The sequence below is a fragment of the Pacificimonas aurantium genome, from assembly GCF_020092905.1.
In the GTDB taxonomy this organism is placed as follows: Bacteria; Pseudomonadota; Alphaproteobacteria; order Sphingomonadales; family Sphingomonadaceae; genus Pacificimonas; species Pacificimonas aurantium.
On record NZ_JAGSGB010000001.1, the window covers coordinates 1,142,818 to 1,161,615 of the forward strand.

Consider the following 18,798-nt stretch of genomic DNA (forward strand, 5'->3'; position numbering starts at 1 on the left):
GAAGCCTTCGGGAGCCACATGGCAAGCCTCAAGGAACTGAAAAACCGGATCTCCTCGGTCAAATCGACCCAGAAGATCACCAAGGCGAAGAAGATGGTCGCCGCCGCCAAGCTGCGCCGTGCGCAGGAGGCTGCGGAGGCTGCGCGCCCCTATGCCGAGAAGATGGAGGCGGTGCTTGCCTCGCTCGGCCAGCGCGTGACGCCGGCAACGGCCTCGCCGCTTCTCACCGGTACCGGCAAGACCGATAGCTATCTGCTGGTCGTCGCCACGTCGGACCGGGGTCTCGCCGGTGCGTTCAACGCGAACATCGTGAAGAAGGCGCTGGCGGCAGCCGAGCAGTTGCGCGCGCATGGCAAGACGGTGAAATTCTACCTGCTGGGTAAGAAGGGCCGCGCGGTCATCAATCGCCGCTTCGCCGACGATATCGTGCATTTCCAGGACTTTTCGGACATCAGGAATGTCGACTTCGACTATGCCAAGGCCGTCGCCGACGACATTCTCGTCCGCTTCCGCAACGGCGAATTCGACGTCGCCCAGTTCTACTTCTCGAAGTTCCAGTCCGCGCTGGTGCAAAACCCGACCGAGCAGCAGATCATTCCGGCGCCGGTGTCTTCCGAAGCCGACGGCGAACGCGAAACCGGTCCGGTAGAATATGAGCCGTCGGAGGAGGAAATCCTCGACAAGCTGCTGCCGCGCAACATTGCGGTGCAGATCTTCACGGGGCTTCTTGAAAATGCCGCCTCCGAGCAGGGCGCCTCGATGACCGCGATGGACAATGCCACGCGTAACGCCGGCGACCTGATCAACGACCTCACCATCCAGTATAACCGTACTCGCCAGGCCGTCATCACGACCGAGCTGGTGGAGATTATTTCGGGCGCCGAGGCGCTCTAGACCGCAGGGAAGCGAAGACATGGCAACCGCAGCAGTCCAGCCCACGACCAACAATATCGGCCGTATCGCCCAGGTGATCGGCGCCGTCGTCGACGTTCAGTTCGATACGGAGCTGCCGGAAATTCTCTCGGCGCTGGAAACCAGCAACAACGGCAAGCGCCTCGTTCTCGAGGTGGCGCAGCATCTCGGCGAGAACATGGTCCGCACCATCGCCATGGATGGCACCGACGGCCTCGTGCGCGGTCAGGAAGTGACCGACACGGGTTCGCAGATCCGCATGCCGGTCGGCCCCGAAACGCTCGGCCGCATCATGAATGTCGTCGGTGAGCCGATCGACGAGCGCGGCCCCATCGAGGCCACTCAGTCGGCTCCGATCCACGCGGAGGCTCCGCTCTTCATCGACCAGTCGACCGAAAGCTCGATCCTGGTCACCGGCATCAAGGTCATCGACCTGCTCGCCCCCTATGCGAAGGGCGGCAAGATCGGCCTGTTCGGCGGCGCCGGGGTCGGCAAGACCGTCCTGATTCAGGAACTGATCAACAACATCGCGAAGGGCCATGGTGGCACTTCCGTCTTCGCGGGCGTCGGCGAGCGGACGCGCGAAGGTAACGACCTTTACCACGAGTTCCTCGACGCGGGCGTCATCGCGAAGAACGAGGCCGGCGACGCCATTTCCGAGGGCTCTAAGGTGGCGCTGGTCTATGGCCAGATGAACGAGCCGCCGGGTGCGCGCGCCCGCGTCGCCCTGTCGGGCCTGACCATCGCCGAATATTTCCGCGATCAGGAAGGGCAGGACGTGCTCTTCTTCGTCGACAACATCTTCCGCTTCACGCAGGCCGGCTCGGAAGTGTCCGCGCTGCTCGGCCGTATTCCTTCGGCCGTGGGCTATCAGCCGACGCTCGCGACCGACATGGGCAACCTGCAGGAGCGTATTACGTCGACGACCAAGGGCTCGATCACGTCCGTGCAGGCCATTTACGTGCCCGCCGACGACCTTACCGACCCGGCGCCGGCCACCTCCTTTGCCCACCTCGATGCGACGACCGTGCTCAACCGCGCGATTTCGGAGCTCGGCATCTACCCGGCGGTCGACCCGCTCGACTCGACGTCGCGCGTTCTCGAGCCGCGCGTCGTCGGCCAGGATCACTACGAGACTGCGCGCGCCGTCCAGGAGATTCTGCAGAAGTACAAGTCGCTGCAGGACATCATCGCCATTCTGGGAATGGACGAGCTGTCCGAAGAGGACAAGCTGACCGTCGCCCGTGCGCGTAAGATCCAGCGCTTCCTGTCGCAGCCCTTCCACGTCGCCGAGGTGTTCACCAACATCCCGGGTAAGTTCGTCGACCTCGAAGACACCATCCGGTCCTTCAAGGAAGTCGTCGAGGGCAAGCATGACGACCTGCCCGAAGCGGCGTTCTACATGGTCGGCGGCATCGACGAGGCCCGTGAAAAGGCCCAGAAGATGGCGGCGGACGCGGCGTAAATGGCTCTCAACTTCGAACTCGTCTCTCCCGAGAAGCAGCTTCGCTCCGGCAGCGTCCACCAGGTGGTCGTGCCGGGCGCGGAGGGCGATTTCGCCGTGCTGGAGAACCATGCGCCGATGATGTCGACGATCCGCCCCGGCGCGATCGACGTTTATGAGCGTGAAGGCGCACCGGCCGAGCGGATCTTCATCGAAGGCGGTTTCGCCGAGGTGAACGACAAGGGCCTTACCATCCTTGCCGAGCGGGCTGAGCCGGTATCGGAGATCGACGCGGGCGCGCTGGCGACCGAGATCGAAGAGGCCGAGCGTACCGTTGCGTCCGCAGCGTCCGACGCGGAACGCACTCAGGCTGAAACGCGGCTTGCCGCGCTTCGGGCCAAGCGGGACGTCGCCGCCAACTAGCTTCTGGAGAAGTCGGCTATTCGGCGTCGGTGTGCCGGCGCCCGATGGCCAGCAGCATCGCGGCCAGCGCCGCTGCCAGCTGCACGGTGCGGCCTGCGTGCAGCACGCCGTCGAGCATCGCCATGATGAGCAGGGTATTCAGCGCGAGGAACAGCGGCATCGCCCAGTTGTCCCGCCGCACGGCCATGGCTGCGCCGCTCCACATGCGGACGGCCAGATATCCTGCCGCCAGCGCTGCGGGCAGGCCCCAGCTCAGCGCGGCCTGCAGCACGATGTTGTGCGGCTGGAAATGGTGATACCCGAACGGTTTCAGCAGCCACAGCGCGGCGTTTTCGCCATGGCCGAGCAGCGGGGCGTCGCCGATCAGGCCAGCCGTCAGCATCCATAGCTGCGTCCGGCCCGCCGAGATTTCTCCTTCGGGCGACGCTGCGGCGATGCCCAATATGCGCTCGATACCGAAAGCGGGATGCTCGGGAACCCACAGGGTTGAGGCAAGGGCGCCCAGAAGAATCGCGCCGCAGGCCGCAAGAACGCCCCGCGCCTTCAAGTTCGTGCGGCATAGAAAGACGGTCGGGACCGCGCCAGCAACGAAAGCCAGCACGCCGGACCGCGTGCCGCTGAAGCATAGCAGCGCCGATGCCACGAGCAGCCCCGCAAAGGCGATGGCGGCCTCCGGTCTGCGCTCGGCGCCCAGCGAGAGGTAGCCGGCGAGCAGGCCCATGGCCGCCGCCGCGGTGAAGCCGAGCTGGCGCGCGCTCATGAAGCCGGGAAGCATTGTGTCCCAAGGAAGGTCGGAGCCGCGAAGTACGCTGGCCGGAAGCGCGGCGATATGCACCGCCGTCAGCGCCGCCAGCAGAAGGACACCGCAGGCAACCCCGGCTGCGGCCCGGGACATCGAATGCCGGGTCATGGCCTTCGCCGCTTCGAACACGGCCAGGCCGAACAGGCCATGGACGACCCACAGCAGCACGCGGACCAGCGAGAAGGCCGGCTGCTGCGAGACGAAGACCGATGACACCCAGAACAGCGCCAGAAAGACACCGAGCGCAATCCCGTCCGCCCTGCCGAGGTCCCACAGCGGTCGCAGCACCGACCGGCCGCGCCGCCGCATATAGACGATGAAAGCTACCTCTGCCGCGGCGAACAGGAAGTCGTTGATGTACGCGAAAGTGGCAAGCCCCCCGCCCATCTGGTTCCAGGGCACCGGGAACATCAAAGCGGCCAGCGCTGGCAGCGCGGCAAGCAGAACCAGCAGCAGGGCGAGCGGTGAGGGCGCGTGCAGCCTCGCGCCGGACCGCACCGGCGCGGCGGAAAAAGCGGGGCGGCTGCTGCTCGTCATGCTTTCCGCCTAACCAGACAGGATTAACGAACCGTTCGGACGGCTGGCGGAAAGCCTTTCTTTACTTCGGCCGTTTACCACGCCTGCCATCACCGATGTGGGGGCCGCGATCGTGCAGCAGGCAATACTGGAAACATTTCGGCACGTCGAAAACAGGCCGCTCGAGCTCGCGGTCGTTGTCCCCGTGCTCAACGAGCATGACAATGTCGGGCCGCTCCTCGAAAAACTGTCCATCGCACTTGCGGGCATCGAGTTCGAAGTCATTTTCGTCGACGACGGCTCCGGAGACGGCACCCCCGAGCGGGTGGAGGCCATCGCCGCCACCGACCGGCGCGTCCGCCTGCTGCGGCGCATCGGGCGGCGCGGGCTCTCGTCCGCAGTGGTCGAGGGGTTCCTTTCGACCGTGGCGCAGGTCGTGGCGGTCATCGACGGCGACCTGCAACATGACGAAACGGTGCTTCCGGGGCTCTACCGGGCGATTGCCGAGGACGGGTACGAACTTGCCGTCGGAACGCGCTATGCGGAGGGCGGCGGCACGGGCGACTGGGACCGCGCCCGCGAGCGCATCAGCCGCCTTGCCACCCGTCTCGCCGCTCCCGTGACGAAGACGCTCCTGTCCGATCCGATGTCGGGCTTCTTCGCGGCCAAACGTGCGGTCGTTCTCGAAGCCGCGAGCGACCTCTCGTCGGTTGGTTACAAGATTCTTCTCGACCTCGTTGCCTCGCATCCCCGCCGCCTGACACTAAAGGAAGTGCCCTACGAGTTTCGTTCACGCACGGCCGGGGAGTCGAAGCTGGATAGCGCGGTGGCGCTCGAATATTTCGAACTTCTGCTCGACAAGCTTGTCGGGCGGTTCGTGCCGGTCAAATTCCTTATGTTCGGCGCGGTGGGGGCGCTGGGGCTGCTCGTCCATCTCTGTGTACTCGGCGTGGCGCTGAATGCGGCCGGCCTGGGGTTTGCCGCAGCGCAGACCCTCGCCGTCCTCACCGCGATGACGTTCAACTATGCGCTGAACAATGCCTTCACCTACCGGGATAGGCGCCTGTCCGGCTTCGCCTGGTGGCGCGGCCTGGCAAGCTTCGCGCTGGTCTGCAGCGCCGGGGCGGCAGCGAATGTCGGTGTCGCCGGATTCGTGTTCGGGGAGCAGGGCGCCGACTGGTGGCTGGCCGGAGCGCTCGGCGCACTTGTGGGCGCGATCTGGAATTATGCGGTGACGTCCTGGCTCACCTGGTCGCGCCGTTAGCGTGAGCGTTTCGCTTAGGACTATGCCCTCCGCTTTGCCGCGCATCGGCAGCGGCACGCTGGCATGCCTCGTCGTCGCGGCGGCGGCGCTCGTCATTCGCCTCCCGGCACTCGGCGATCCCAACTATCATATGGACGAGCAGTTCTACCTGCTGTTCGGCGAGATGATGACGCAGGGGGCTCTGCCCTATGTCGATGTCTGGGACCGGAAGCCCGTTGGGCTTTTCCTCCTTTATGCCGTCTTTGCGCTGTTCGGAGACGGCCTCCTTGCCTACCAGCTCGGCGCGCTACTCGCCGCAGGCGGCACGGCGATGCTGATCTGCGCCGCCGCGATGCGCCGCACCGGCCCGGCGGTCGCCGCCGCGGCGGGCATCGTCTATCTGCTAGCGCTCGAATTCTTCATGGGCGGCGGCGGGCAGTCGCCGATCTTCTACAACCTGCCGGTGATGCTGGCCTTCCTCCTGCTCCTGCGAAGCTGCGAGCGTGAGGGGGAAACGGATATCTTTCCCGGTGCCGCTGCCATGCTGCTGTGCGGTCTTGCCGTCGCCGTGAAGCCCACCGCCCTGTTCGAAGGGGCGGGGATCGGCCTCGGCTTTCTGTGGCTGTGGCACCGACGCGGCGTCGGCTTCCGGCCCTTGCTGCAGCGGGTCTTCTGGTTCGCCCTTTGCGGCGGCGGCCCCTCGCTTGCGGGCGCCGCGCTCATGTACGCGCTCGGCGCCGGGCCGGCCTACATCCAGGCTGCCTTCATTTCGGTCTTCGAGCGCACCGCGGAGGGCTCGCTTGGCTGGCCGCAGGCGCGCAAGATGCTGATCCTGCTCTCGCCGCTGATGGCGCCGACGCTGCTCTTCTGCGCTCTCGGAAAGGCGCGCGCGCCGCTGGCTTTCTATGTCGTCGGCGCGTTTGCCGGCTTCTTCGTCGTCCCGAATTTCTTCGTTCACTACGCGCTTCCCCTGCTGCCGCCCTTCATCCTCGCAGCCGTTTGGATGTTCCGGTCTGACCGGCTGAGGGGTGTATATCTGGCGGTCCTCGCCCTCATGCTGGCGGTCCCCGGCCAGAGGCTCTCGGCCGAGCCTCATTTGCGCTCAAAGGAGACGACGGCCGCACTGGCGCGAACGGTCGGCGCGCATCTCGATGGGGGATGCCTCTATGTCTATGACGGACCAGTCAGCCTCTACCGGGAAACGGGCGCCTGTAAGGTAACGCCATACCTCTTTCCTGAACATCTGAACTTCGCGCGCGAACGCTTTGCCTTGCCTCAACCTGCCGACGAGGCGATGCGCGGAGCTCTGGCGGCGCGGCCCGCGGTGATCGTCACCCGGCCCCGGCCAATCGTGCCCGCGCCCAACCGGCAGAACTTCGCCCTGCTGAGCGAGGAACTGGAGCGCAGCTACGAGCCGGTCGCCACGCTTCCCGAAACGACGGTCGAGGGGGAACGCGACGTCATCATCTGGGCTTTGAAGCGCTAGGCTTTTCGCCTCAGGATCGAGGTATGGTCGGGATAGGGCTTTGCAAAGGCCGGTCCGAAATACCGCGTTTCGACCAGCGGGGCGGCTTCGATGGCGGGCCGGTAGCGGCGCCGGAAGCTGTCGTCGAACAGGACAAGGCCATCCGGTTTCAGGAAGGGGATGGCCTGGGTGAAGCAGGCCGCGCGCTCGCGTCCGTCGATGACGATCAGGTCGAACTGGCCTCCCGCTTCGGCGATGCTGAGCGCGAAGGGCCCGCCGCCCCGCTCCAGCCTGCGTACCAGAAGGTCGGTATTGCCATAGGGGGCAAGTTCGCGCTCGAGCGCCTCGGCCCAGTCCGCATGCGGCTCTGCGCTGTAGACATGCGCGGCACGGCGCGCGAGCCAGACGGTACTGCTGCCGGACCCGAATTCGAAAACGCGCGCCTCGGACCGCGCGGAGAGAAAGCGGTCGACGGCAAGCGCGGCCTTGCGGTTCCACCACGGCACGTCCAGCTCGATCATGCGCGGCAGGTCGCAGATGGCGAGCTGGCTCGCAAAGAAGCGCGCCGCGCTGGCGAGCGGTGCGGCCGCTCCCTTCTCCAGCAGGCGCTTGCCGCGCTCCCGGTCGCCGTAGCGATAGGCGGCAGACACATAGGCGGACTTTGCCCGGTCGAAGGCTGAATCGCCCTCGCGCCGGTTCTCCAGATAAACGCTTAGGATCTGCTGTTCTCCTGCGGCGGGTCTTCGCCTTCGGTGCGCGCTGTGTGCGAGGCGTCTGCCCGTGTGCCGGGCCGGACATAGGGTGCCCATTCGCCTTCCGGCTGGGCCAGCCGGTCCGCCGTCACGGCCAGCACTTCGGCAGACCAGACGAGGCCGATATGCGTGCTCGAAACCTGCACGCTCTCATGCCGTGGCCCCTGGCCGATGTCCATGCAGTCATAGGCGACGATACCGTCCTCCCTGCTGTAGATCGCGGTGACAGGCACGGGCGGCAGTTCCGACAGGTCCGTGTCGAACGGGATTTCGTCGACGGCATGATCGTTCAGCCGCTCATAGGTCTTCCAGGCATTGGTCGCGCGGAAGTTGCTGCAGGGCGTCCCGGCCGTGATGACCTGCCGCACGCAGTCGGGACGCCGCTTGGCGATCTCGCGCGCGAACAGCCCGCCGAGGCTCCAGCCGAACAGGCTGGCCTTGCGACCGGCTTCAGAGGTGATGCGTACAAGCTGTGAACGGATCTCCGACAGGGTATCGCGGCGCGGCCCAAGGTTTTGCCCCAGTTCCCAGCCATGTACCTCATAGCCGATCTCGCTGAGCCGGGAGCGGAGCAGGTAGGTCGTCGTGTCGGAGCCCAGCATCCCCGGATAAACGATTACGGGATGGCCGTCGCCGCGCGGCAGGCCGCTCGTCGTGTCACTGACAATGAACCGCGCCAGTTCTCCGACGCTGAACAACTCGCGCAGGTGCAGGGCGAGGGACGGCGGCTCGGCCACTAGCCCAGTCTTTCCTTCGCAAAGCTGCGCACTGTGTCGGCCAGGTCTTCGCGTTCCAGCGCAAGCGCCAGCGTGGCGTTCACGAATCCGGCCTTGTCGCCGCAGTCATGGCGTTCGCCGTCAAAGGTAAAGGCGTGGAAGGGCTGGTTGCCGATCATCCGGGCCATCGCGTCGGTCAGCTGGATTTCGCCGCCCGCACCGGCTTCCTGGTCCTTCAGGATGCCCATGACTTCCGGCTGCAGGATATAGCGGCCGGGCAGCATCAGGTTGGAGGGGGCGTCCTCCGGCTTCGGCTTTTCGACGAGGCCCTTCACCTCGGTCAGCGCGCCGTCTGTCTTCCCGGGATCGACCACGCCATATTTGTAGGTTTCCGCCGGGTCGACTTCCAGCGCGCAGACCAGGTTTCCGCCCACTTCCTCATACGCGTTCATCATCTGCTTCAGGCAGCCCGGCTTCCCGACCAGCAGCTCGTCGGGAAGCAGGACGGCGAAGGGCTCGTGGCCGACCACGCTGCGGGCGCACCACACGGCGTGGCCCAGGCCCAGGGGCTCCTGCTGGCGGACATAGGCGATGCGGCCCGGCCCGATGCGAGAGCCCTGCAGCACGCTCAGGTCCTTGCCGCGCGTTTCCATCGTGTGTTCCAGCTCGAAGGCGATGTCGAAATGGTCCTCGATCGCCGTCTTTCCGCGTCCGGTCACGAAGACCAGCTGCTCGATACCGGCCTCCAGCGCCTCGTCGACGGCATATTGGATCAACGGTCGGTCGACGACGGGCAGCATCTCCTTCGGAATGGCCTTGGTCGCGGGTAGAAACCGCGTGCCGAGCCCAGCGACGGGAAATACGGCCGTTCGTACCTGTTTCATCGAAACCTCTTCAAAAGCCTGAGATAATAGGATCGCTCTTCCTGACTACGCGACTGGTCGCGGGCGCGTTCCTCCAGCAGGGCGCGAATTTCCTGCACACGGCGTAGTCGCTGTTCGTCCGGCAGGTCCACCGATCCCTGTCCGAACCCGCGTCCGGGGCGGCCAAGCGGATCGACGCCGCTTCCGCTCTGACCCGGCTGCATCATGCCCCCCGCCGCCTGCTGCTGGGCTTGCTGCGCCTGTCGTTCCAGTTCCGCGGCCGCGCTCGCGAGCGCTTCCAGCGCTTCGCCCTGCCGCTGGCCGGCCTCTCCGGCCTCGCCTTCCGACAGGGCCGCGGCGGCGGCCTGCATGGCGCTGCGTGCCTCGTCCAGCGCGTCCGGCGCCGCCGCCCCCGCCTCGGCCAGGCCCTGCTCGATCTGCGAGACGGCTTCGCTCAGCGCCTGCTGCCGTTCACCCAGCTCGGCGCTTCCATCTTCGCCCACGTTGATCGTCTGGCGGATCGCCTCGGCAATCGTCTCCTGCCTCAGTTCGCCCTGGTCGATCTCGGCCTGGCCCAGCCGTTCGGCAAGGTCGCGAAGCGCTTCGGCGCGGGCGGCGGCCTCCGGATCCGGGCTCGGCGCGGCGAACTGGATCGATTCCATCAGTCCGCGCAGATTCTGCAGCGCTTCCATGGCGCCCTCGGTATCGCCTGCCGCCAGCCGGTCCTTCAGGTCCTCCATCATCGCTTGCAGGAAATCGCCGTCGACGTTGGACGCCAGGCCCTGCATCATTCCCGAAGGGGGCATTTCACCCGCCTCCAGCGCGGCATCGATCTGGCGGCGCATATATTCCGCCATGGCGCGTTCGATCTGCTCGGTCAGCGCCGCAAGCCGGTCGTCGTCTGCCGTCGCCGCCTCGCGCATCAGCTCGTCCATGGCTGAGCGCAGATCTTCAAGCGCACGGCTCGCGCCGCCATCTTCTATGTCGACCGCGATATCCCAGAGCAGGTCGCCGACCTCCTCGATGGCGGCATCGCCCTCCGAGTAGACGAGGCGTGCGCCGGCGCTGCGGAGCCCCGCATAAACGGCGAGATTTTCGTCATATCTCTCCGGCCGCGCCGCGATGGTGCCCAGCCGGCGCACCACGCGCTGCCGGTTCATGCCGCCGAAGAGCGCGCGCCGGACGGCGATGATCTCCTGCGCGGCTTCGTTCGTGAAGCTGCGCTCCGGCAGTGTCACGAGAAGCGGGGAGGACCGCCCGACATTGCCCGCGCCGTCGGTCGCGACCAAGGTCAGCCGCGCGTCCTCGCCCGCCCGCGGGTCGCGCGACAGTTCGGCGTAGGAGCTGCCCTCGCCGACGCGGGCGGCGTCGGTCAGCGGGTAAAGGCGGGGGCGGCCCCGTTCTCCGTCGACTTCGATGGCCAGGCGGGAAAGGCCGTGATCGTCCTCCAGCCGGTAACGGACGAGGAGGGCGCCCGAGGCATTCAGTTGCGGGGTGCCGTCAAACCGGATGACCGGCTCGCCATCGGCCGCGATGGAGATGTCGAGCGTCGCCAAAGTGCGGCCGTGCTGTACGATGTCCCATGTGCCGGCCCGGTCCGGCGTGATCTCTCCGTCGGCTGACAGGCCGGCGGGACCGTCTAGGACCCAGCCTCCGGGACCGTCCAGCGCCTCGACCTGCAGCGCTGTCCCGCGCAGCAGGCGCAGGGCCTGTCGGTCGCCGCCCGCCAGCGTGATCGTCACCGGCGCTGCCGCGGCATAGTCGGGCGGCGTCATGCGGACGCGAAACTCATATGCGGAAAGCGGTACCGGCCAAGGCGAGATCAGGCGGGCAAACCGGTCTGGCGCAGCGACCACGGAATAGACGCCCCCGGCTGCTGCGGCGACGGCAAGGACTGCGAGCGCGGCCAGCAGCCTTGGCCCGGGCCGGGCGCTGCCCAGGCGCAGGCGCAGGCGCACGCGCTGCGTCGCCGCCTCCGTCTGGGCACGAGTCCACAGCGCCGAGCCCGGCCCGCTAAGCTCCGTTGCAGGGCCATAGGCCTGCAGGCGCAGCAGGCCGCGGGGAACGTGGCTGTCGCGTTCCAGCCGGTTCAGCACATCGTTGAGGGCAGGCGGTTCGATCCTGATCGCAGCCCGGGCGAGCAGGGCGATGGTGAGGACGCAGCACAGCCCGAGCGCGGCGACGCGGACAGAGCCGGGAAACAGGTCGAACAGCCCGGTGAGAACCGCCGCCGCATAGCCCAGCCACAGCGCCCCCAGCCAGGACAGTTCTGCCGGAATGGCGCGTTCGATCCACAAGAGTGCCGCGGCGGGGAGCAGCCGATGCCGGGCGGCAGGGGTCAGGCGGTGGACCGGCTGCGCCGTCATTCCTTCGCGATCCAGTCGGGGATACGGTCCTGTCCGATCAGGTCCTCATAGGTCCGGCGCGGCCGGATGACTGCGCTTCGCTCGCCGCTCACAAGAACCTCGGGCGTCAGCAGGCGGGAATTGTACGTTGAGGCCATCGTCGCACTGTAGGCGCCCGCCGTGCGGAAGACGATAAGGTCGCCGGCCTCCAGCCTGGGGAGCGCCCGGTCGCGCGCAAAGGTGTCGCCGGTCTCGCAGACCGGACCGACGATGTCGGCGACCACCTCGCCTCCTCGTGGGCGCACCGCCTCGATGCCGTGATAGGCGTCGTAGAGGGTGGGTCGCATCAGGTCGTTCATCGCTGCGTCGATGATGACGAAGCAGCGCCCGACCCCCTGCTTCAGGCGGATGACGCGGGACACCAGGATACCGGCATTGCCCGTGATCAGCCGTCCCGGCTCGAAGATCAGGCGCACATTCCAGTCCTCGGTGATTGCGGCGACCATCTTGCCATAGTCGGCGGGAAGGGGCGGCTCCGCGCTGTCGGGGCTGTAGGGAATGCCGAGACCGCCGCCCAGGTCGGCGGTGCGAATGTCGTGCCCGCCGGCGCGCAGCTCTCCGATCAGGTCGCCCACCCGGCGAAAGGCGGCCTCCAGCGGGCTCAGGTCGGTCAGCTGGCTGCCGATGTGGACGGCGACCCCCACCATGTCGATATCGCCCGACGCCGCTGCGGCGGAAAAGGCCTGCGCCGCCGTGTCGATGGGAATGCCGAACTTGTTCTCGGCGCGTCCTGTGGAAATCTTCGCATGCGTGCCGGCATCGACGTCGGGATTGACGCGAAAGGCGGCGCGGGGCCTGCGGCCTGCGGCTCTCGCGACCTCGGCGAGCATGTCCGCTTCGGATGTCGACTCGAGGTTGAACTGCAGGATGTCGGCGGCAAGCGCCTCGGCCATTTCCTCCCGGGTCTTGCCCACGCCGGAAAAGACGATGCGGTCGGCCGGGACCCCGGCGGCAAGCGCGCGGCGCAGTTCGCCGATGGAGACGACATCGGCGCCCGCCCCCTCGCGCGCCAAGCAGGCGATCACAGCCTGGTTGGGGTTCGCCTTGACCGCATAGGCCACCAGCGGGTCCTTGCCGCAGCTCGCGACTCCCTCGCGAAAGACATTCAGATGCCTGACGAGCGTCGCTTCGGAATAGCAGTAGAAGGGCGTGCCGATCTCCTCGGCGAGCCGTTCGAGGTCGACGTCTTCGGCGTGAAGGACGCCGTCGCGGTGCTGGAAAAAGTCCATCGATCAGTTCGGCGGCAGGTCGAATTCGTCTTCGTCGCGCTCTTCCGAGCGGTCGACGATATCGTCCAGCCGGTCGGGCGCGGCCTGGGGCGGCGGATCGAGCAGGTCGGCGACGGTCGGGGCCTGCTCTTCGCCCACAGGCGCCGGCGGGTGCTCGTCGTCGGCGAAGGCGATGTTGCCGGAGGAGCCGCAGGCGGCGAGAAGGAGCAGCGGCAGCGCCGCGCAGGCGAACGTCTTCATGCTATGTCTCCAGGGCATTGCCCGCCGCTTTCGGCCTTCAGCTCCTCGCGCGCTTCGGCGATCCGCGCGCGCACCTGATCCGGCGCCGTGCCGCCAAAGCTCGACCGGCTGGCCACCGACTTGTCTACGCTCAGGACGTCGAAGACCCCCGCGTCGATGCGGCCATCTATCGCCTTCAGCTCGTCGAGCGGCAGGTCGGACAGCGTACAGTCCTTCTCGTCGGCCAGCGCGACGGCGCGCCCGGTGATGTGATGGGCTTCGCGGAAGGGGACCGACGCCTCGCGTACCAGCCAGTCCGCAAGGTCGGTGGCGGTGGAGTGCCCTGCCGCCGCGACCTTCCGCATCCGCTCGGTTCGGAACCCCAGCTCGCGAACCATTCCCGTCATCGCCGCCAAAGCCAGCTGCAGCGTGTCGAAGACCTTGAAGACCGGTTCCTTGTCCTGCTGCAGGTCCTTTGCATAGGCCAGCGGCAGGCCCTTCATCATGGTGGCGAGCAGGGTCACCGCGCCCAGATAGGTGCCCGGCTGCGCGCGCACGAGCTCGGCGGCATCGGGGTTGCGCTTCTGCGGCATGATCGAGCTGCCGGTGGAGAAGCTGTCGGGCAGGTCGACGAAGCGGTAGGGCTGGGACGCCCAGATAACGATCTCCTCCGCCAGACGCGAAAGATGGAGCCCGGCGGTCAGCGCAGCCTGCGCGAACTCCAGCGCGAAGTCGCGGTCGCTGACCGCATCGAGGCTGTTGCGCGTCGGCGCATCGAAGCCCAGCGCGCGGGCCGTCATCTCACGGTCGACCGGGAATCCGGTGCCTGCAAGCGCCGCCGAACCCAGCGGGCATTCGTTCAGCCGCCGGCGGCAGTCGGCGACGCGCGACCGGTCGCGGCGCAGCATCTCGACATAGGCCATCAGGTGATGCCCCAGCGTGACCGGCTGCGCCGACTGAAGATGGGTGAAGCCCGGCATGATGCTGCCGGCATGCTCCTCTGCCCGGTCGAGCAGCGCCTGCTGCAATGCCGCGAGCCCCGCGCCGGCTTCGTCGCAGGCGCGCCGCGTCCACAGGCGAAAGTCGGTCGCCACCTGGTCGTTGCGGGAGCGCGCGGTGTGCAGGCGGCCGGCGGGCGTTCCCACCAGTTCCTTCAGGCGCGCTTCGGCATGCATGTGAATATCCTCGAGCGCGAGGTCTTCGACCAGGCCGCCCTCCGCCCATTCGCGTTCGATCCTGTCGAGGCCGTCCAGGATGGCGTCGCGGTCGGCGGGCTCGATGATGCCCTGCGCGGCGAGCATGTCGGCATGGGCGCGGCTGCCGTCCAGGTCTTCTCGCCACATCCGCTTGTCGGTGCCGATGGACGCATTAATCTCCTGCATGATCGCGGCGGGCCCGCTGCCGAAGCGCCCGCCCCACATCGAGTTGGAGTTATCCGTCATGCACGCCCTTTCGACCATTCTCGCCGCCAGCCTTCTCGTGGCCGCCTGCGAGGCAAGCCCCCGCGATACGGAAGCGCCGGGGGCGGAGCAAGAGAGGGAAACGGCGGCGCAGGCTGCCGAGCCCGGAACCTATGACCGGTCGAAGGCCGGGACGCCCATGCCGGATACGACGCTGCTGCGCCGGGACGAGGGGCCGATGAGCCTGCAGGCCTATCTCGGCACGCCCACTCTGGTGAACCTTTGGGCTACCTGGTGTGCGCCCTGCATCGCCGAAATGCCTGCGCTCGACCGGCTGGCGGAGGCGCGCGGCGGCGGCCTCGACGTAGTGCTGGTCAGCCAGGATTCGGGCGGCTGGGAGCAGATTTCTCCGTTTCTCGAGCGCGTGCCCATCGAACATGCGGTCGTGCTGGCCGATCCGGATATGGACCTTGCGACGGGTTACCCCGCCCCGGGCCTGCCCATGACCATTCTCTACGACGCCGCAGGCAAGGAGCTATGGCGCTATGCCGGCCCGAACGAGTGGGACGAGGAGGGCGCGCTTGCGGAAGAAGAAGGCGCGGACGCCGGAGACGCTGGAGACGAAAGTGCATCAGCCGGGGATGCCGGCGGCCAGGCCGCAGCAGACACCGGCCTTCGCGCTCACGGCGTCCGCTATGTTGCGCGCGGTCAGGAACCGGGCTGGCTGGCCACGCTGGTCCCCGGCGAGCGGCTGACGGTGGCTGTCGACTATGGCGAGACCGAGGTCCGCTTTCCGGCACCTGCACAGGCTCCTCGAAAAGCGCCTTTCAGCTTCGAACTCGAGGACGGCGGGCACAGCCTGTCCCTTACGGTGCGGGACGAGAGCTGCGAGGACCCGATGAGCGGGCGCGCCTATCCGCACAGTGTGAGCCTCACTCTCGACGGACGCACGTTCCGCGGCTGCGGAACGGCGCTTTAGCGGTCGTCCTGCGGCACCTTCACGCGGATCGTGCGCCCGTTATTGCCCGGAAAATCCGTGAACATCGCGGTGACGAGGTTCGGCACCAGTTCCGGCAGGTCATTGTCGCGCGACGTAGTCATCGCCCGGCCCTCGAAAACGGGTTCGCCGCTATCTTCGCGGATGACCATGTCCAGGAACGCATTGTAGACGGTGTAGCTGTAGACATCCCGGTCGTGCATGCCCGGATAGCCGTAGAACCACGGATCGTAGAAGATCGGGTAGCGGTAGCCGTACCAGCCATAGCGATAGCGGGCGAAGCCGCCATAGCTGCCCGGCCGGGTGGCCACCTTCTCACGCGGATCGCCGACGCCGTAGTCGAGGGCGACGATCAGGTCGGCGGCTTCGGGATTGGCGACCTCGCGGTAGCCTTCGTCGATCAGTTCGCCGGCGACGTAGCGGGCATAGGTGCCGAACTCCAGGCTGCCAGTCTTCGCTTCTTCGGCCGCCACGATGGCAAAACTCTGCCCCGTCGGCGCGGGCAGGCGCTGAAAGCGGCTTACATCGGCCGTGAAGGGCGCGGCACAGGCGGCGGTGAGGCTGAGGGCGGCGCCCAGGACGGCGGCTTTCAGGATGGTCATCTGGTCTTCCCCGGATTCCGAACGAAATTCTTCGTCAGCAAAGCGACGCAGCATGCAGACTCGCCTTGAACAAAGGCTGAACGCAAGCTTTTGTTCAGCATCGCAGTTTCGCCTTAGCGCCTAACCTTTCAGGAAACCGACCGCGCGCTTCGCATCCTCCAGAATGGGGGCGGCGATGGCGTCGGCCTTTGCGGCACCGTCACGCAGAATCCGGTCGAGCGTCTTCTTGTCGGCTTTCAGGTCGCGGTAGCGTTCGGAATTGGGAGCGAGCTTTTCCGCCGCCAGTTCGCCCAGCGCAGGCTTGAAGCTGCCAAAGCCCTGTCCGCCGAACTCGCGCAGTACCGCGGCGCGGTCCGTGCCGGCCAGCGCGGCGTAGATGTTGACCAGGTTCGCCGCTTCGGGGCGCCCCTCGAGGCCCTCTTCGCTTTCCGGCAGCGGTTCGGGGTCGGTCTTCGCCTTCTTGAACTTGCGCATGATCGTGTCGGCGTCGTCGGTCATGGCGATGCGGCTCATGTCTGAGGGGTCGGATTTCGACATTTTCGCCGTCCCGTCGCGCAGGCTCATCACCCGTGTCGCCGGGCCCTGGATCATCGGTTCGGGGACGGGGAAGAACTCTCCATCGCCGCCGCCGAAATTCTGGTTGAACCGGATGGCGATGTCGCGCGCCAGCTCCAGATGCTGCTTCTGGTCCTCGCCCACGGGCACATGGGTTGCGCGGTAGCCCAGAATGTCCGCCGCCTGGAGCACGGGATAGGTGTACAGGCCGACCGAGGCGCCCTCCTTGTCCTTGCCCTTCTTCTCCTTGAACTGCGTCATGCGGTCCAGCCAGCCGACGCGCGCCACGCATTGCAGGATCCAGGCAAGCTGCGCGTGCATCGGCACGGCGGACTGATGGAACAGGATACAGCGGTCGGGATCTAAGCCGGAGGCGATCAGGGCGGCGGCAAGCTCGCGCGTCTGTTTGGCCAGCAGCTGCGGATCGTGGCTCATGGTGATGGCGTGCAGGTCGACGATGCAGAAGATGCAGTCGTGGGTTTCCTGCATGCGGACCCAGTTCACGATGGCGCCCAGATAATTGCCTAGGTGCAGGTCGCCGGTCGGCTGGATGCCGGAAAAAACGCGTTCGTTGGTCATGGCGGGGGCTTTTGCCCGCAAGCGCCCTGCGGTCAAGCGCATGCCTGCCTCATCATGCCTCTGGCGGCGCTCAGCGGCCGATCAGGGCGAACCGCGCCGGCGCAGCGCCGATATCGATTCCGGATCCAGTCCGCCAATGATCCAGAGCGCCCCGAAGTAAACGGGGATTACAGGGACGATCAGCGTTGCGATGCTCCACACCCGGTCCAGCGGGGCGCCGCCGAAATAGGGCGCCAGCCAGCCGGAGAGGAACCACAGCGGAACGGCCATCAGCGCGGCGGCGAGCGCCTGCTTGCCGATGCGCAGGGCCACGAGTCCGGTCAGGTGATACTGCCCGCGCCGATGCAGCCCGGCGTACAGGAGCAGCGTATTCAGCCACGCTGCGGCGGCACTCGCCAGGACCAGGCCCACAATGTCGAACCGCTCGATCAAAAGCAGGATCAGCGCAATGTTCACCACCAGCGCCGCCAGCGCCGTATAGACGGGCGTCTTCGTGTCGCCGCGCGCGAAATAGCCCGGCGTGAAGACCTTGATCAGCACATAGGCGGGCAGGCCGATGGCAAGTCCCGCCATCACATCGGCGGTAATGGCAGCGTCGGCAGCGTCGAAACGGCCGCCGAGGAAGAAGGCGCGCGTCAACGCGTCGCGGCACAGCATCAGTCCGACGGCCGAGGGGATCGTCAGCATCATCGAGAGCTCGAGCGCCTTCGACATCAGTCGCTGCGCGCCTGCCGCATCGTCCCGGCCGATCAGCCGCGAGAGGGCAGGCAGGATCGCCGTACCGAGTGCGATGCCGATGACGCCGAGCGGGAGCTGGTTCAGCCGGTCGGCATAGTTGAGGAAGCTCATCGCTCCCTCCTGCAGCCGCGTGGCGAAGAAGACGTCGACGAGCTGCGAGATCTGGTAGATGCCGGCGCCGAACGTTGCCGGGAGGATGATGCGCAGCAGCCGCTTGACCTGCGGCGTCATGCGCGGCGGCAGCAGCTTCAACTCGATCCCGGCGCGCCGGACGGCGAAGAGCAGCCAGACGAACTGCAAAATGCCCGCGACCGAGACCGCTACGGCCAGCGCCCTTGCGGTAGTGAAGTCGGGGTCGGGGCCGGTCGAGCCGAACAGGATGACGGCGGTGATCAGGCAGATGTTGAGAAGGACTGGCGCCGCTGCCGCCTCCGCGAACCGGCTGAGCGAATTGAGAATGCCCGCGAGGAGCGAGACGAGGCTGATCAGCAACAGATAGACGAAGGTGATGCGGCTGAGCGTGACGGTCAGCTCGAACTTGCCCGGCACCTCGCGATAGGCGCTCGCCATGGCATCGACGATCCACGGCATGAAGATTTCGGCGATCGCGGTGAAGAAGAACAGGATCGGCAGGAAGACGCTGAGGACCTGCACCGAGAAGCGCACCGCCGCGTCCCGGCCGCCGCCGCTTTCCAGTTCCTTCGAGAACATCGGTACGAACGCCGCGCTGAAGGCGCCCTCGGCGAACAGGCGGCGGAAGATGTTGGGCAGCTTGAAGGCGACGAAGAAGGCGTCCGCGCCCGTACCCGCGCCGAGCAGCCGGGCAAGCAGCATGTCGCGCGCGAAGCCGAAGACGCGGCTGACGAGGGTCAGCCCGCCGATCGTGCCGACATTCCTGATCAGTGACACCGGCGCGGCCGTCCTTTTCGCATGGTCGC

17 protein-coding genes are annotated in these 18,798 nt (G+C 66.9%); 6 read left to right on the top strand and 11 right to left on the bottom strand.

Annotated features, from left to right (window positions below; genetic code table 11):
* Positions 1–18: 18 nt before the first annotated feature.
* From KCN53_RS05545 to KCN53_RS05555, 3 genes are read left to right on the top strand one after another with little or no spacing between them, the layout of a single operon-like run.
* Positions 19–894, top strand: a complete 876-nt coding sequence (locus tag KCN53_RS05545; RefSeq protein ID WP_088711067.1) for a F0F1 ATP synthase subunit gamma — start codon at positions 19–21, stop codon at positions 892–894.
* Positions 895–913: 19 nt separating this feature from the next.
* Complete coding sequence (atpD, locus tag KCN53_RS05550) at positions 914–2,377, top strand: F0F1 ATP synthase subunit beta (protein WP_088711066.1); 1,464 nt, start codon at positions 914–916, stop codon at positions 2,375–2,377.
* The gene (locus KCN53_RS05555; protein ID WP_088711065.1) at positions 2,378–2,779 is read left to right on the top strand and encodes a F0F1 ATP synthase subunit epsilon; all 402 of its coding nucleotides are present in this window, start codon (positions 2,378–2,380) and stop codon (positions 2,777–2,779) included. It begins immediately after the preceding gene.
* Between the two features lie 16 nt (positions 2,780–2,795).
* Here KCN53_RS05555 and KCN53_RS05560 read toward each other — a convergent pair whose 3' ends face one another.
* The gene (locus tag KCN53_RS05560; RefSeq protein ID WP_088711064.1) at positions 2,796–4,118 is read right to left on the bottom strand and encodes an O-antigen ligase family protein; all 1,323 of its coding nucleotides are present in this window, start codon (positions 4,116–4,118) and stop codon (positions 2,796–2,798) included.
* Positions 4,119–4,230: 112 nt separating this feature from the next.
* Between KCN53_RS05560 and KCN53_RS05565 the strand changes: the two genes are divergently transcribed.
* Both KCN53_RS05565 and KCN53_RS05570 read left to right on the top strand, forming a co-directional pair.
* Positions 4,231–5,361, top strand: a complete 1,131-nt coding sequence (locus KCN53_RS05565) for a glycosyltransferase (RefSeq protein WP_224199382.1) — start codon at positions 4,231–4,233, stop codon at positions 5,359–5,361.
* 22 nt (positions 5,362–5,383) lie between these two features.
* A complete protein-coding gene (locus KCN53_RS05570; RefSeq protein WP_088711063.1) occupies positions 5,384–6,826 on the top strand; it encodes an ArnT family glycosyltransferase in 1,443 nt (480 codons plus the stop codon).
* On the opposite strand, the gene KCN53_RS05575 is transcribed toward KCN53_RS05570, so the two are convergent.
* The 7 genes from KCN53_RS05575 to argH all read right to left on the bottom strand — a co-directional run bounded on the left by KCN53_RS05575 (position 6,823) and on the right by argH (position 14,410).
* Complete coding sequence (locus tag KCN53_RS05575; protein ID WP_172406139.1) at positions 6,823–7,455, bottom strand: class I SAM-dependent methyltransferase; 633 nt, start codon at positions 7,453–7,455, stop codon at positions 6,823–6,825. The genes KCN53_RS05570 and KCN53_RS05575 overlap by 4 nt on opposite strands.
* Before the next feature lie 62 nt (positions 7,456–7,517).
* Positions 7,518–8,294 (bottom strand): esterase/lipase family protein, encoded by a 777-nt coding sequence (locus KCN53_RS05580; RefSeq protein ID WP_088711061.1) that lies wholly within the window; start codon positions 8,292–8,294, stop codon positions 7,518–7,520.
* The gene (galU, locus tag KCN53_RS05585; protein ID WP_088711060.1) at positions 8,294–9,157 is read right to left on the bottom strand and encodes a UTP--glucose-1-phosphate uridylyltransferase GalU; all 864 of its coding nucleotides are present in this window, start codon (positions 9,155–9,157) and stop codon (positions 8,294–8,296) included. Before galU ends, KCN53_RS05580 begins: the two co-directional genes overlap by 1 nt.
* Positions 9,154–11,502 carry a DUF4175 family protein gene (locus KCN53_RS05590; protein ID WP_088711059.1) on the bottom strand — a complete coding sequence of 783 codons (2,349 nt, stop codon included), beginning with the start codon at positions 11,500–11,502 and terminating at the stop codon, positions 9,154–9,156. The genes galU and KCN53_RS05590 overlap by 4 nt, the downstream gene beginning before the upstream one ends.
* Entirely contained in the window at positions 11,499–12,770 is a 1,272-nt protein-coding gene (gene lysA, locus KCN53_RS05595) for a diaminopimelate decarboxylase (protein WP_088711058.1), read from the bottom strand. The genes KCN53_RS05590 and lysA overlap by 4 nt, the downstream gene beginning before the upstream one ends.
* A gap of 3 nt (positions 12,771–12,773) precedes the next feature.
* Positions 12,774–13,010: a hypothetical protein gene (locus KCN53_RS05600; RefSeq protein ID WP_088711057.1), complete on the bottom strand. Its 237-nt coding sequence runs from the start codon at positions 13,008–13,010 to the stop codon at positions 12,774–12,776.
* Positions 13,007–14,410: an argininosuccinate lyase gene (argH, locus tag KCN53_RS05605; protein WP_088711056.1), complete on the bottom strand. Its 1,404-nt coding sequence runs from the start codon at positions 14,408–14,410 to the stop codon at positions 13,007–13,009. The genes KCN53_RS05600 and argH overlap by 4 nt, the downstream gene beginning before the upstream one ends.
* 19 nt (positions 14,411–14,429) lie before the next feature.
* Between argH and KCN53_RS05610 the strand changes: the two genes are divergently transcribed.
* Complete coding sequence (locus KCN53_RS05610; RefSeq protein ID WP_143712157.1) at positions 14,430–15,368, top strand: redoxin family protein; 939 nt, start codon at positions 14,430–14,432, stop codon at positions 15,366–15,368.
* On the opposite strand, the gene KCN53_RS05615 is transcribed toward KCN53_RS05610, so the two are convergent.
* The 3 genes from KCN53_RS05615 to murJ all read right to left on the bottom strand — a co-directional run bounded on the left by KCN53_RS05615 (position 15,365) and on the right by murJ (position 18,769).
* Positions 15,365–15,988, bottom strand: coding sequence for a DUF4136 domain-containing protein (locus KCN53_RS05615; RefSeq protein ID WP_088713279.1), 624 nt, complete (start codon positions 15,986–15,988; stop codon positions 15,365–15,367). The genes KCN53_RS05610 and KCN53_RS05615 overlap by 4 nt on opposite strands.
* Positions 15,989–16,108: 120 nt before the next feature.
* On the bottom strand, positions 16,109–17,122 hold the full coding sequence (gene trpS / locus KCN53_RS05620; RefSeq protein WP_088711054.1) for a tryptophan--tRNA ligase: 1,014 nt from the start codon (positions 17,120–17,122) through the stop codon (positions 16,109–16,111).
* An 81-nt stretch (positions 17,123–17,203) separates the two neighbouring features.
* Entirely contained in the window at positions 17,204–18,769 is a 1,566-nt protein-coding gene (murJ, locus tag KCN53_RS05625; protein WP_088711053.1) for a murein biosynthesis integral membrane protein MurJ, read from the bottom strand.
* Between the last annotated feature and the right edge of the window lie 29 nt (positions 18,770–18,798).